Origin of the sequence: Novosphingobium sp. JCM 18896 (genome assembly GCF_025938095.1) — a bacterium.
Classification (GTDB): domain Bacteria; phylum Pseudomonadota; class Alphaproteobacteria; order Sphingomonadales; family Sphingomonadaceae; genus Novosphingobium.
The window spans coordinates 415,977-429,514 of the sequence record NZ_JAPCZF010000004.1 but is presented as its reverse complement, the minus strand read 5'-3'; the positions used below and the strand labels follow the sequence as shown (position 1 = coordinate 429,514).

The following is a 13,538-nucleotide window of genomic DNA, read 5'->3' as shown; positions in this document are numbered from 1 at the left end:
CCACGCGAAATGTCCGCCAGTTTCGGCAGGCGGCGGCGCATTCGGACGGCTGCGTGCAAGCCGCTTGACGGAATGTGCGCAAATGTGCGGAAATGTCCGCATGACCGAACTGCGCAGCGCCGAGAACGAGACCATCGCGACACGGCTGCGCGAGGAACTGGCGCGGCGGCGCATCTCGCGCCAGGCGCTGGCCGACATGGCCAGGATCAGCCTGTCGACCCTGGAAAAGGCGCTATCGGGCGCTCGGCCCTTCACGCTCGCCACGGTGGTGCGGATCGAGGACGTGCTCGGCACCTCGCTGCGTCAGGTGGCGGCAACATCTGCGCCTGACGCGCTGCTCGCGCCCGAGGCGATGGGCTCCTACAGCCGGCCGGCGGTGCGCTGGATCGAGGGCAGCTACCTGACCCTGCGCCCGGCCTTCAGCCAGCCCGACGCGGTCTATGCCTATCGCACCGAGATCTTCTGGGACGAGCCGAGCGGACATTTGCGCTTCGCCGAGAGCGAGCGCGCCGATAGCGCCTTCACCCAGGCAGGCTTCGTGTCGATGCCCAATCTCTCCGGCCACACCTACCTGGTAACCAGCGAGGAAGGGCAATACCGGCTGGTCATGCTCGGCCGCGCGACGCGCGAGCGGCGGATGTTCGGGCTTTTGTCGACCCTACAGGTCGGTTCGGGCTCGCAGCTCATCCCCGTCGCCTGCCCGATCGCGCTGGTCCCGCTCGATCAGACCGCCAGCCTGCAATTCGGCCTGGTCGACGACGCGGCCTATCGCGACCTGCTCGCCCAGGCGACGGCCAGCGACTTCTGCCGCTGGCACGGCTGATCAGGATTTGAACCGCGCCAGCGCGTCGTCGACGCGGTCGAGCGCAGCGGCCAGCGGATCCTGCTCGCCGAGCAAGGCGAAAGTGCCGTTGAGCGCGAAGTAGCAATGCCCATGCACGGTCGCGAGCAGCGAGCGTGCCAGAGCGGGTGCCTCACCGGCATGTTCGGTGGGCAGTTCGCTGCGGATCTCGCGGACGACGACCTCGGTGATCGCGGTCACCTTGATCCGATAGTCCTCGGGCATGACCTCGTCGGCGGGCAGGCGGAAATCGTAGAGCGCGGTCCAGGCGTTGCGGTTGCCGAGAGCGAAATCGAAATAGGCGTCGATTGCGGCGCGAAGGCGGCTTGCAGGCAAGCTGTCAAGTTTGGCTTCCAGATCGGCCAGCCAGAGGTCGAGCGTGTGCCCGTTGATCGCCAGGATCAGCTGATCGTAGGAGCCGAACACGTTGTAAAGCGTACCGATCGAATAGCCGATCGCCTTGGCCACCTCGCGCGCCGAGAACTTGGCGAAACCTACCTCGGCCATCTGGCGATGCCCCTCGGCTACGATCAGCGCGCGCAGCTCCTCCCGGGAATGATCCGATCTCCGACCCATGCAGACAGCCCTAACCCGACAATTGAACACTGTCTATTATTTTAATTGAACAGTGATCAATATCGTGCGATCTGATGCCGGGCCGGCGAGTCGAGCCGGCTTCGGAGAAACGAACGATGAGCGAGATTGCCAACCGCAGACCGCTGCGATCGCGCCAGACCGGCTGGGCTACGACGCTCGCGCAGGTGCTGTTCAAGACGCCGCTGACGCCCAACGCCGTATCGGTCGCGGGAATCGGCTTTGCCGCCGCCGGCGCCACCTGTTTCGTCTTCGCCGGCGACAAGCCGCTGCTCTGGCTCGGCGGCGCGCTGTTCATCCAGTTGCGACTGCTCGCCAACCTGATGGACGGGCTGCTCGCGGTCGAGGGCGGCCGCAAGTCGCCGACCGGAGCGCTGTTCAACGAATTCCCCGATCGCATCGAGGACGCGCTGCTGCTCGTCGCGGCCGGTTATGGCGCGGGAGTGCCGACCTTGGGCTGGGCCGCGGCGCTGCTCGCGATGGGCACCGCCTATGTCCGCGCGCTCGGTGGTTCGCTGGGCCTGCCGCAGGACTTCCGCGGGCCGATGGCCAAGCAGCACCGCATGGCGCTGCTGACCGCGGGCGCCGTGGCGAGCCTCTTCGTCCCCGCCCTGCCCTGGATACTCGGCGCGATCGCCCTCGGCTCGGCCCTCACCGCCGGCCGCCGCCTCATGCGCCAGGCGCACCTTCTGAACGAGGCGGCACGATGATCGGCGCCTTGCTCCGCGCCGCCACGCGCTTCCTCGTCGGCGGCCACGCGCGCTGGCAGGGCTGCGCGCCCTCGTCTGCGCAGCGGATCTACTTCGCCAACCATTCGAGCCACCTCGACACGCTGATCCTCTGGGCCGCGCTGCCCGAGGACCTGCGCCCGACCACGCATCCCGTCGCCGCGCAGGACTATTGGGGCAAAGGGCGGCTGCGCCGGCACATCGCCACCAAGGTGCTCAACGCCGTGCTGGTGGACAGAAGCACGCGCCATGATCCGCTTGCCCCTTTGCGCGCAGCGCTCGACCGCGGCCACTCGCTGATCCTGTTCCCCGAAGGCACGCGCAGCTCGGCGACCGAACCGGGGCGGTTCAAGGGCGGCCTGCACCACCTCGCACGCGACTATCCCGCGGTCGAACTGGTACCCGTCCACCTGACCAACCTCGCGCGCGCCTATCCCAAAGGCGCCATCCTGCCCGCGCCGATCGTCTGCACCGCAAGCTTCGGCGCGCCGATCGCGCTCGCCGCGGACGAGACCAAGCCCGCCTTTCTCGAACGCGCCCGCCAGGCGGTCCGCACGCTGGGAGATGTCCAGTGAACGACAAGATGATCCTGCTGCTCGGCGGCGTCTTCGCGCTGCTCGCCGCGGCTTCGGTGGTGGGCTTCGCGCTCTCCCGTCGCAAGCCAAGCGAAACCGTCACCAACCTCAACGCACGCATCAAGGCCTGGTGGGCCATGGTGGCGGTCTTCGCCCTGGCCTTCCTCGTCGGCAAGGAGCTGACGATCGCGCTGTTCGCGCTGACCAGCTTCTGGTGCCTGCGCGAATTCCTCTCGATCACGCCGACCCGGCCCGAGGATCACCGCGCGGTCGCTTTCGCCTTCTACCTGTTCATCCCGCTCCAGTACTGGCTGATCTGGGACGGTTGGCAGAGCCTTTTCGCGATCCTGATCCCGGTCTGGGCTTTCCTGCTGCTGCCCGTGCTCGCCGTGCTCAAGGGCGAGACCGAGGATTTCATGGCCCGCACCGCGCGCATCCAGTGGGCGCTGATGCTCTGCGTGTTCTGCGTCAGCCACGCGCCGGCGCTGCTGATCCTGCATGTTCCGGGCTTCGCAGGGCAGAACTTCCTGCTGCTGTTCTTCCTGATCACCGTCGTCCAGCTCTCCGACGTGCTGCAATACGTCTTCGGCAAGCTGTTCGGGCGCCACAAAATTGCGCCGCGCGTCAGCCCGGCCAAGACCTGGGAAGGCCTGATCGGTGGCGGCCTCGCCGCGACCGCGGTCGGCGCCGGCCTCTGGTGGATCACGCCCTTCGCACCCTGGCAGGCGGCGCTGATGGCGCTGGCGATCGTGCTGGCGGGCTTTGCCGGCGGGCTCGTGCTCTCGGCCGTCAAGCGCTCGCTCGGCGCCAAGGACTGGGGCACGATGATCGAAGGCCATGGCGGCGCGCTCGACCGTATGGACTCGGTCAGCTTCGCCGCGCCGGTGTTCTTCCACCTGACCAACTACTTCTTCGCCGCCTGAGTGGTTTTTAACTTTCCTGCTATTACGGCTCTGCCGGGGGGAAATTACCGATGTCCGCACCTGACCTGTCGCTGCTGACCAAGCGCCGCTTCGCACCGATGTTCGTCGTCCAGTTCCTGGGCGCGTTCAACGACAACGTGCTGAAGTTCGCGATGCTGTTCCTCGCCAACTTCACGATCTTCGCGGCCGAGCCGGCCAAGGCCGAGATGCTGGCCGCGGCGGCGACCGGGCTGTTCATCGCGCCCTATTTCCTGTTCTCGGCGCTCGCCGGCCAGCTCGCCGATCGCATCGACAAGGCGCGGCTGGTGCGCTGGATCAAGCTCGCCGAGATCGGCATCATGACGATCGGCCTGGCCGGCTTCTGGTTCCAGTCGATCGCACTGCTGATGACCGCGCTGTTCCTGATGGGCCTGCACTCGACGATCTTCGGCCCGGTCAAGTATTCGATCCTGCCGCAGCACCTGGGCGCGCACGAGATCATGGGCGGCACCGGCCTGATCGAGGGGGGCACCTTCCTCGCCATCCTCGGCGGCCAGTTGCTCGCGGGTGTTCTGCCGCCGTGGGAGGCCGGGCTCGTGGCGATGGGCTGCGCGATGCTGGGCTATTGCGCAGCGCTGACGGTGCCCTCGGCCCCGCCACTCAAGGGTGACCACCCGGTCGACTGGAACGTCTGGCGCGGGACCATGCATATCCTCAAGACCGCGCGCCACGGCCGCGGCGTCTGGCTGTCGATCCTCGGCATCTCGTGGTTCTTCGCCGCAGGCGCGGTGCTCGTCTCCGAATTCGTGCCGCTGGTCAGCGGTCCCCTGGGGGCGAGCCAGCAGGTCGCCACGCTGTTCCTCGTGGTCTTCTCGGTGACGATCGCGGTGGGCTCGCTCGCGGTCAACAAGCTGCTCGGCGGCGAGGTCTCGGCGAAGTACGTGCCGGTTTCGGCGCTGTTCATGGCCTTCGGCATGATCGACCTGTGGCTCTCGACCAGCCACTTCGCGGTGCGCACCGCGGGCGCCTCGATCGCGCAGTTCCTCGCCACGCCGGGCTCGCTGCGCGTGCTGATCGACCTCGGCGTGATCGCCTTCGCCGGCGGCATGTTCATCGTGCCGCTCTACGCGATCCTCCAGACCAAGAGCCCGCCCGAGGAACGCTCGCGCATCATCGCGGCGAACAACATCGTCAACGCGCTCGTCGCCGTGCTCTGCGTGCTGGCGATCAGCGGGCTCATGGCGCTCGGTGTCCGCGTGCCCGGCCTGATCGGTGCACTCGGCCTCGCCACCCTGGTCGTCGCCTTCGTCTCGATCTGGCTGCTGCCCGACACCTTGTTCAAGTGGACGATCCGCGTGATCCTCAAGACGCTCTATCGCGTCGAGGTCAACGGCATCGAGAACATGCCCAGGCCCGGTGAGCGCGCCGTGGTCGTGGTCAACCACCTCAGCCTGCTCGACGGCGTGCTGCTCGGCGCCTTCCTGCCGGGCAAGCCGACCTTCGCGATTAACACCCACATCGCCAAGGCCTGGTGGGTCAAGCCGTTCCTCGGCCTGTTCGAGGCCTTCCCCGTCGATCCAACCAACCCGATGGCGGCCAAGGCGATGGTCAAGGCCGTACGCGAGGGACGGACCTTGGTGATCTTCCCCGAAGGCCGCATCACCGTGACCGGCGCGCTGATGAAGGTGTTCGACGGCCCCGGCATGGTCGCCGACAAGGCCGACGCGCCGATCATTCCACTGCGCCTCGACGGGCCGCAGTACACGCCGGCCTCCTATCTCAAGGGCAAGGTCCGCCAGCGCTGGTTCCCCAAGGTCTCGCTGACCGTCCTGCCGCCGCGCCGCTTCGCGATAGAGGGCGAGATGTCGGCGCGCGAGCGCCGCGCCGTGGCCGGCCGCCGCCTCTACGACGAGATGAGCCGGATGATCTTCGACACCACCGACACGAACCGCACCTTGTTCGACGCGCTCTGCGAGGCGCGCGAGATCCACGGCGGCAAGGCGCTGGTGGTCGAGGACATCAAGCGCGAGCCTCTGTCCTACGACCGCCTGCTGATCGCCGCCCACCTGCTCGGCGGCAAGCTGGCCGCGGGCACGCGCCAGGGCGAGGCCGTCGGCCTGCTGCTGCCCAACGTCGCCGGCGTTGCGGTCGCCTTCTTCGGGCTCCAGGCGCAGGGCCGCGTCGCGGCGATGCTCAACTTCACCGCCGGCCTCGCCAACCTGCGCTCGGCCTGCACCACCGCGGCGATCCGCACGGTCGTTACCGCGCGCGCCTTCGTCGATCAGTCCAAGCTCCACGACACGATCGTCGCACTCAAGGGCGACGGCCTGCGTGTGGTCTATCTCGAGGACGTCAGCGCCTCGATCGGCACCGGCGCCAAGCTCTGGACCGCCTTCCGCAAGCAGGGCCTCGCCGGCCACCATCGCAAGCTCGGCATTGCGGCCGATGCACCGGCGGTGATCCTGTTCACCTCGGGATCGGAGGGCGTGCCCAAAGGCGTGGTCCTGACCCACCGCAACCTGCTGTCGAACCTGGCCCAACTCGCCGCGCGGATCGACTTCAACGCCAGCGACGTCGTGCTCAACGCGCTACCCGTGTTCCACAGCTTCGGGCTTACGGGCGGCACCCTGCTGCCGCTGCTCAACGGCATCCGCACCGTGCTCTACCCGAGCCCGCTGCACTACCGGATCGTCCCCGCGCTGGCCTACGATTGCAACGCGACGATCCTGTTCGGCACCGACACCTTCCTCTCGGGCTATGCGCGCATGGCCCACGGCTACGACTTCTACTCGCTGCGCTACATCTTCGCCGGCGCCGAACGCGTGCGGCCTGAAACCCGCCAGGTCTATGCCGAGAAGTTCGGCCTGCGCGTGCTCGAAGGCTATGGCGCGACCGAGGCCGCGCCGGTCATCGCGGTCAACACGCCGATGCACTACCAGGCCGGCACCGTCGGCCGGCTGCTGCCCGCGATCGAGGCGCGGCTCGACGACGTGCCCGGCATCACCGAAGGCGGAAGGCTCTACATCCGCGGCCCCAACGTCATGGCCGGCTACTACCTCGCCAGCGAGCCCGGCATGCTCCAGCCGCCCGCCGAGGGCTGGCACGATACCGGCGATATCGTCACGATCGACCAGGCCGGCTTCGTCACGATCCGCGGCCGCGCCAAGCGGTTCGCCAAGATCGGCGGCGAGATGGTCTCGTTGCCCGCGGTCGAAGGCTATGCCGCCGCGGTCTGGCCGGGCGCCGAACATGCGGTGGTGACCCGGCCCGATCCCAAGAAGGGCGAACAGCTCGTGCTGTTCACCACGATCAAGGCGCCCGATGCAAAAGCGCTGCAGGAATGGGCACGCGGCAACGGCGTGACCGAGCTCATGGTCCCGCGCGACATCCGCAGCGTCGAGGCGCTACCGGTGCTCGGTACCGGCAAGACCGACTATGTCACCCTGGGTCTCTGGGCGACGGGCTGACGGGCATATTGCGAGGGGCTAAACATCCGATTCGGTTGTTACCCGTCACAACTTTGACCGCCCGTCAACGACTTGCCGTTACGCCGATTCGGATGGATGGGCGATTCTCCCTGCTGAAGCGGTACCGCTATGCGGCCGACGCGACGCATTTCGAGGTCGCGCAGGTCGCCAAGCTGCAGCGTCAGATCGCGCCGCTCTATTCGCTGCTGTCGCTGAGCGCGGCCTCGTTGGCCTTCACCCATCGCCACGTCGCGCCGACGGTGCTCACGCTTATCCTGCCCGCCCTGCTCATCACGGCCTGCATCGGCAGGATCATCCGCTGGCTGATGGTGCCGACCGACCGGCAGATCACTCCGGCGGAAGCGCGGATCATCCTGCAGCGAACGCTGGTCATGGCGGGTGTCTTCGCCGTGCTCTTCGTCGCCTGGGCAATCGCGCTCGATCAGTACGGCGGTCCCTACGAACAGGGGCACGTCGCGATGTTCGTCGCGGTGACCGTGCTCGGTTGCGTGTTCTGCCTCGGCTATCATCCGCACGCCGCAGCACTGGTCTGCGCGATCGTCATCGGCACGTTCCTCGCCTATTGCCTGAGCAAGGGCTCGGAGGTCATCGCCGCGATCGCGATCAACATCGCGCTGGTGACCGGCGTCATCCTCAAGGTCCTGCGCGATTCCTTCGCCGGATTCCTCAATCTCGAATTGTCGCAGCAGGCGCTCGAGCAGAAGCGCGCCGAAGCCCAGGAGCTCAGCGAGGAAAACGCCCTGCTCGCGCAGACCGACCCGCTGACCGGCCTGCCCAATCGCCGCTTCTTCTTCGCCGAGCTCGACCGCCTGCTTGCCGAGGGCGACCGTTCGTTCACCGTTGCCCTGCTCGATCTCGACGGCTTCAAGCCGGTGAACGACACTTACGGGCACGCTCAGGGCGATCAGCTTCTCCAGATCATATCGCAGCGCCTGCGGCAGGTCAGCGCCGGCCAGATGGTGGTGGCCCGCCTCGGCGGCGACGAATTCGGCGTTCTCATGAAACTCGATGCGCAGGAAGCCGTGGTCCGGGGCCAGCAGTTCTGCGACATCGTCAAGGAACCGGTCCCGCTCCCCGAGGCGACCGTCGTGGTCGGATGCTCGCTGGGCCTGGCGACCTATCCCGATGCCGGCCAGACCGCACAGGGCCTGTTCGATTGCGCCGACTTCGCGCTCTATCATGCCAAGGAGCAGCGGCGCGGCGCCTGCGTCGTCTTCTCAAGCGAGCTCGAGGAACTGATCCGCTCCGAACAGGCGGTCGACAGCGCATTCCAGGCCGCGGACCTCGATCGCGAGCTTTCGGTGGTCTTCCAGCCGATCTTCGCGACGCGCGAAATCCAGCTCGTCGGCGTCGAGGCCCTGGCACGCTGGGAATCGCCGCAGGTCGGCACCGTACCGCCCGAACAACTAATCGCCGCCGCCGAGCGCGTGGGCATGGCGCGCCGCACCACCCTCACCCTGTTCGACAAGGCGCTCGAAGGCGCGGCCCGGCTGCCGCTCGACGTGCGCCTGACCTTCAACCTCTCGGCGCTCGACATCGCCGACGAAGTCACCGTGACCTCGCTGCTCGACAGGCTCGCCCGCTCGGGGATCGCGCCGCAGCGGATCGTCTTCGAGCTGACCGAGAATTCGCTGATCACCGATCTCGGCACCGCGCGGCTCTCGCTCGAGCGACTGCGGAACACCGGCGCCCTGCTCGCGCTCGACGACTTCGGCACGGGCTTCTCCAGCCTCTCAACGCTCCACGAGCTGCCCTTCGACATCCTCAAGATCGATCGCAGCTTCGCCGCACGCTTGAACGACCACACCGGGCGCCGGCTCGTCAGCGCCATCCGCGGCCTCGCGGAAACGCTGTCGCTGCAATGCGTGCTGGAGGGGATCGAAACCGAACAGCAGCTCGTCGAGGCGACCCTGGCCGGCTTCGACTACGCGCAGGGCTACTACCTCGCCCGACCGGGCCGGATCGAGGACGTGGTCGAGAGCCTCGAGAAGCACAGGCGCGCGGCCTGACGCGCAAGCCGGCGGCGCTTGGGACCTGAGCGCTTGACTAGGATCGCAAGTGCGGACCTCCTGACGCGGCGTTGACGCAAGCGAGGGAGACATCCGCGTGAACACCGCCGACATCGTCGAACTGAACCAGCTGGCCTTTCGCTATGCCGCCGCGGTCGATGCCTGCGACGTCGCCGGGATCCAGCGCGTGTTCCATCCCGAAGGCCGGCTGCGCAGCTATCAGCCCGACGCCGAGGAACCCTTCGCCGATCTGCGCGGCTCGGACCAGCTCGCGGCCGTGCCCAATGCCATGCGCGGCATGTACCGTGCGACGATGCACATGATGACCAACCATCTCGTGGAGGTGGATGGCGACACCGCCAGCGGCGAAGTGCTCTGCGTCGCCCGGCACCTGACCCGCGACGACGTCGATCCGGTGTCGATCAACGTGCACATTCGCTATGTCGATCGCTATGTCCGGCACGAGGGACGCTGGCTGATCCTCGATCGCCAGATCCGCTTCCTGTGGAGCGAGCGCCATGCCACGGCCGACAGCGGCATGGGACGCGGCGCCTAACCGTTTTCGAAGGGGCCGCGCGGCCGATCGCCCTGCACATAGCTCTTCTGCAGCACGCGATTGCCCTCGTAGTCCATGACCGCATAGTGCTGGAACGCGCGATTGTCCCAGAGCACGATGTCGTTCACCCGCCAGCGCCAGCGCATGGTGAACTCCTCGGACCGCGAATGCGCCCAGAGCATCGCCAGCAGGCTGTCGCTCTCGTGCCGCGACAGGCCGACGATGCTCTCGGTCCAGAGCTCGTTGACGAACAGTGCCTTGCGCCCCGTCTCGGGGTGCACGCGCACCACCGGATGCACGCTGCGCATGTCGGCCTGGAGGTAGCCGGTGTTCGATCCGCCAAGCAGCGGCAGCGTCTTGTAGGCCGAATGCTCGGCGCTGAGCCCGTCGATCATGGCCTTCACCGGCTCCGACAGCGTCTCGTAGGCCGCATACATGCTGCCCCAGCAGGTATCGCCGCCGCCCGAAGGCGGCAGTTCGAGCGCGCGCAGCGCCAGCAGGGCGGCGGGTTCGGGCGCCAGCGTTGAGTCCATGTGCCAGACCGCAGTCGCGCGGCGCTGGGCATATGTCGGCATGTTGTGGACGGCGTTGTCCTTCGTCGGGTGCTTCGCGGCGACCGAGAACGGATCGGTGCCCAAGGTTCCGAAACGAGCCATGAAATCGGCGGTCTGCTCGCGCGTGAGATCTTGGTCACGGAAGAATAGCGCACCGTGTTCGAGCACGCCCGCGCGAAGCGCCCTGACGGTTTCCGTCGCAAGCGGCTTGGTCAGATCGACACCACTGACGATGCCGCCGACGGCGGGCGAGATCGCTTCGATTTGGAGGGTCGACGTAGCCGGTACGGCATCGGCGAAGGTCTGCGAGGTCATCGGCATCTCTCCCTTGCGGCCTTGTCGAGCGGAAGAGCGGTATGTCCCGCAAGCGGCCGGTTCCAACCGACCATAATACTCGCGCGAGAATCGACCAAGCGCGCCTCCTTGTCTGCCGCGGAGCATGCCACCGCGGCTGCCGCGAAAAATGCGGCGCCACCAACGGTGATCCGGGGTGAATGTTAACCAATCGACTGTAGTCCACTTCAGCGGTCGCATGGGTTGAGTGGAATGAAGTCTCTACGGGAGCATACGGGAAGACTGGCGACCTGGTTGCTGGGCACGCCGGCCTCTGTGCCGCCCGCAATCGCCGCCAAGCTCACCAATGCGCTGTTCCAGTCGGTACCGATCTTCCTGGGCGGCATCCTGAATACCACCGCGGTCGCCACGATCGCTGCCTTGCGCCATGGCACTCCGCCGTTCATCGGCTGGCTGATCTTCGAGCTCGTGCTCGGCGTCGTGCGTCTCTGCGTGCTGGTGGACGGACGCAGGCGGATCGCTGCCGGGGGAAACCCACGGCGCGAACTGGCCGCCTGGCTGTCGTGCATCTGGGCCGGCTCGGTCGGCTTCGGCACTTTCATCTGCGTCACCAGCGAGGACTGGGTCCTCGCCACGATCGCCTGCCTGTCGGCAGCCGCGATGGTCTGTGGCATGTGCCTGCGCAACTTCGGCACGCCCCGACTGGCGGCAGCCATGGTCGTCGCGGCCCTGCTGCCCTGCGCCGTGGCCGGCCTGCTCACCGCCGAACCGATCATGCCCGTGATCAGCGTCCAGTTGCCGATCTTCATGCTGACGATCCTGTCTGCATCGTTCGGGCTGCATCGCATGATGGTTTCGTGGATGACCGCCATCGGCGAACTCGAACACAGCCGGTCGCTGAACGAGACGATCCTGCAATCGAGCCCCGATCACACGCTGATCCTCGATCAGGATCATCGCATCGTGTTCTGCAAGCGACCGGGCCAGGAGGTTTCGGACAAGGATTCGCTGATCGGGCGAAACTGGCTCAACCTGCTTCCCGCCGACGTGCGCGACGTCGCGCTGGCCGCGCTGGCCAAGGCCGCAGCGGGCAATCTGGTCAACATCGTGACGACCCACGCGACGCCTTCAGGCGAACAGCGCTGGTTCGACAACGTGATCAACCGCACGTCCGACACCTCGGGCCGGCTGATCGTGGTCTCGCGCGACATCACCCACCAGAAGCGGTCAGAGGAACAGGCCATCTGGATGGCCCAGCACGACGCGCTGACCGGGCTGCCCAACCGCGCACTCCTGCAAGACCGGCTCGACGGCCTGCTGGAAGACCTCGGCACGGCGGACACGGCGGCGATGATCATCGTCGACGTCGACAATTTCAAGACGATCAACGACTCGCTCGGTCACGACGCCGGCGATGCCCTGCTCTGCGCGATCGCGGGTCGGCTCGCCGGGGCGGTGGCCGAAGGCGATCTCGTGGCGCGAACCGGCGGGGACGAATTCGCCCTGCTCGTCGCGGCGCGGAGCAATGCCGACGTCGAACGCATCGCCGAGCGGATCTACGAAGGTTTGCGCGAACCGATCAGCCACGCCGGCCGTCTGCTCGAATGCGGCGCGAGCATGGGCGCCAGCTTCATCCCGCGCGATGGCCGCGATCGCTCGGAGATCATGAAGGCGGCCGACATCGCGCTCTATGCCGCCAAGGCTGCTGGTCGCGCCCAGTTGCGGATCTTCGAACGCGCGATGATGATCGAGGTCGAACGCCACCAGACCATGATCACCTCGGCCCGCCTTGCCTTGCAGCGCAGCGCGGTGGTCCCGCACTATCAGCCCAAGGTCTGCCTGCGGACCTCGCGCATCGTCGGCTTCGAAGCGTTGCTGCGCTGGCACGATCGCGACGGACAGCTCCGCGGACCCGATACGATCGAAGCGGCCTTCGACGATCCGGTGCTCGGCACCTTGCTCAGCGACCGCATGCTCGAAGGGGTGCTCGACGACATCCGCCGCTGGTCCGCGGCCAGCATCGATTTCGGCCACGTCGCGATCAACGTCACCAGCGCTGATTTCCGCCGCGAGGACTTCGTCGAGACGATCTGCACCGCGCTCGCCGAGCGCGATCTGCCGCCAACCTGCATCCAGATCGAAGTCACCGAAAACGTCTTCCTCGGCCAGGGCGCCGACGAGGTGAAGAACGTCCTCCAACGGCTCAGCGGCATGGGCATCCGCATCGCGCTCGACGACTTCGGCACCGGCTACGCCTCGCTATCGCACCTCAATCAGTTCCCCGTGAACCTGCTCAAGATCGATCGCTCGTTCATCCGCCAGATCGGATCGAGCGTCGATGCCGATGCGATCTCCTCGACCGTGATCAACCTCGGTCGCTGCCTGGGGCTGGAGGTCATCGCCGAAGGTATCGAGACCCCGGCACAGGAAAGCCAGCTTCTCGCCATGGGCTGCGATACCGGCCAGGGTTTCCTCTATTCGCGCGCGCTGCCCGCCACCGAAGTTCCCGCAGCCGTCAGCCGGCTTTACGACACGCAGCCCGAGCGGCGTCGCGCCTGATCCGGTCCGGAGATGTGGTGTTAGGCAGCGGTATTGCAGCGCGCGTTCATGCCTCGCTCAGGCGCCTTCGGGCACCAGGTTGCGGTTCGACATGGTCGCGAGAATGCCGCGATAGTAACGCGCCAGCTTGAGATAGGCCTCGCGCTTCTCGGCGATCCGAGTCCAGGCGGCGATCAGGTAACAGCGGTCGATCCGGCGCCCGAGAAAGTCTTTGGTCCAAGTGGTGCGCATTCAAAAATCTCCCTCCGCGATCGGCCGGAAAGGCCAGCTAGGCACTGGGGGGTGGAGCTGCAAAACGACTTGAGATCAGATGCCGGACTCGCGGGCCGGAAGGAGCATCATGCGACTCCGTGCGCAATAATGCCAGTATCTCTTTGCGGGGGATCGCTCGGCATCGGAGGAAAAGGCGCGGGCTTGCCGACGCGTGATGCCGAAAGT

Annotated in this window: 11 protein-coding genes; 8 read left to right on the top strand and 3 right to left on the bottom strand. The window is 66.9% G+C overall.

What is annotated here, in order from left to right; translation table 11 throughout:
- The first annotated feature begins 100 nt into the window (after positions 1–100).
- Positions 101–823, top strand: a complete 723-nt coding sequence (locus OLX23_RS16655) for a helix-turn-helix domain-containing protein (protein WP_264446140.1) — start codon at positions 101–103, stop codon at positions 821–823.
- Here OLX23_RS16655 and OLX23_RS16650 read toward each other — a convergent pair whose 3' ends face one another.
- A complete protein-coding gene (locus OLX23_RS16650) occupies positions 824–1,417 on the bottom strand; it encodes a TetR/AcrR family transcriptional regulator (RefSeq protein ID WP_264446139.1) in 594 nt (197 codons plus the stop codon).
- 116 nt (positions 1,418–1,533) lie between these two features.
- Between OLX23_RS16650 and OLX23_RS16645 the strand changes: the two genes are divergently transcribed.
- The 6 genes from OLX23_RS16645 to OLX23_RS16620 all read left to right on the top strand — a co-directional run bounded on the left by OLX23_RS16645 (position 1,534) and on the right by OLX23_RS16620 (position 9,693).
- Positions 1,534–2,145 (top strand): CDP-alcohol phosphatidyltransferase family protein, encoded by a 612-nt coding sequence (locus OLX23_RS16645; protein ID WP_264446138.1) that lies wholly within the window; start codon positions 1,534–1,536, stop codon positions 2,143–2,145.
- The gene (locus OLX23_RS16640) at positions 2,142–2,738 is read left to right on the top strand and encodes a lysophospholipid acyltransferase family protein (RefSeq protein ID WP_264446137.1); all 597 of its coding nucleotides are present in this window, start codon (positions 2,142–2,144) and stop codon (positions 2,736–2,738) included. Before OLX23_RS16645 ends, OLX23_RS16640 begins: the two co-directional genes overlap by 4 nt.
- Complete coding sequence (locus tag OLX23_RS16635) at positions 2,735–3,661, top strand: phosphatidate cytidylyltransferase (protein WP_264446136.1); 927 nt, start codon at positions 2,735–2,737, stop codon at positions 3,659–3,661. Before OLX23_RS16640 ends, OLX23_RS16635 begins: the two co-directional genes overlap by 4 nt.
- Positions 3,662–3,711: 50 nt before the next feature.
- Positions 3,712–7,107, top strand: a complete 3,396-nt coding sequence (locus tag OLX23_RS16630; RefSeq protein WP_264446135.1) for an acyl-[ACP]--phospholipid O-acyltransferase — start codon at positions 3,712–3,714, stop codon at positions 7,105–7,107.
- Between the two features lie 92 nt (positions 7,108–7,199).
- Positions 7,200–9,137 (top strand): putative bifunctional diguanylate cyclase/phosphodiesterase, encoded by a 1,938-nt coding sequence (locus OLX23_RS16625; protein ID WP_264446134.1) that lies wholly within the window; start codon positions 7,200–7,202, stop codon positions 9,135–9,137.
- Between the two features lie 97 nt (positions 9,138–9,234).
- Positions 9,235–9,693: a nuclear transport factor 2 family protein gene (locus OLX23_RS16620; protein WP_264446133.1), complete on the top strand. Its 459-nt coding sequence runs from the start codon at positions 9,235–9,237 to the stop codon at positions 9,691–9,693.
- Here the strand turns inward: OLX23_RS16620 and OLX23_RS16615 are convergent.
- Positions 9,690–10,562 (bottom strand): TauD/TfdA dioxygenase family protein, encoded by an 873-nt coding sequence (locus OLX23_RS16615; RefSeq protein WP_264446132.1) that lies wholly within the window; start codon positions 10,560–10,562, stop codon positions 9,690–9,692. The two genes, OLX23_RS16620 and OLX23_RS16615, sit on opposite strands and share 4 nt — an antisense overlap.
- A gap of 231 nt (positions 10,563–10,793) precedes the next feature.
- Between OLX23_RS16615 and OLX23_RS16610 the strand changes: the two genes are divergently transcribed.
- Positions 10,794–13,100, top strand: coding sequence for a putative bifunctional diguanylate cyclase/phosphodiesterase (locus tag OLX23_RS16610; RefSeq protein ID WP_264446131.1), 2,307 nt, complete (start codon positions 10,794–10,796; stop codon positions 13,098–13,100).
- Positions 13,101–13,157: 57 nt separating this feature from the next.
- Here the strand turns inward: OLX23_RS16610 and OLX23_RS16605 are convergent, their stop codons facing one another.
- Positions 13,158–13,331: a hypothetical protein gene (locus OLX23_RS16605; RefSeq protein WP_264446130.1), complete on the bottom strand. Its 174-nt coding sequence runs from the start codon at positions 13,329–13,331 to the stop codon at positions 13,158–13,160.
- Between the last annotated feature and the right edge of the window lie 207 nt (positions 13,332–13,538).

Excerpts from the sequence above, each read along its gene's own strand:
- OLX23_RS16615 (WP_264446132.1), bottom strand. The coding sequence starts at position 10,562 with ATGACCTCGCAGACCTTCGCCGATGCCGTACCGGCTACGTCGACCCTC.
- OLX23_RS16625 (WP_264446134.1), top strand. The coding sequence starts at position 7,200 with ATGGATGGGCGATTCTCCCTGCTGAAGCGGTACCGCTATGCGGCCGAC.
- OLX23_RS16630 (WP_264446135.1), top strand. The coding sequence starts at position 3,712 with ATGTCCGCACCTGACCTGTCGCTGCTGACCAAGCGCCGCTTCGCACCG.
- OLX23_RS16605 (WP_264446130.1), bottom strand. The coding sequence starts at position 13,331 with ATGCGCACCACTTGGACCAAAGACTTTCTCGGGCGCCGGATCGACCGC.
- OLX23_RS16610 (WP_264446131.1), top strand. The coding sequence starts at position 10,794 with ATGAAGTCTCTACGGGAGCATACGGGAAGACTGGCGACCTGGTTGCTG.
- OLX23_RS16655 (WP_264446140.1), top strand. The coding sequence starts at position 101 with ATGACCGAACTGCGCAGCGCCGAGAACGAGACCATCGCGACACGGCTG.
- OLX23_RS16645 (WP_264446138.1), top strand. The coding sequence starts at position 1,534 with ATGAGCGAGATTGCCAACCGCAGACCGCTGCGATCGCGCCAGACCGGC.
- OLX23_RS16650 (WP_264446139.1), bottom strand. The coding sequence starts at position 1,417 with ATGGGTCGGAGATCGGATCATTCCCGGGAGGAGCTGCGCGCGCTGATC.
- OLX23_RS16640 (WP_264446137.1), top strand. The coding sequence starts at position 2,142 with ATGATCGGCGCCTTGCTCCGCGCCGCCACGCGCTTCCTCGTCGGCGGC.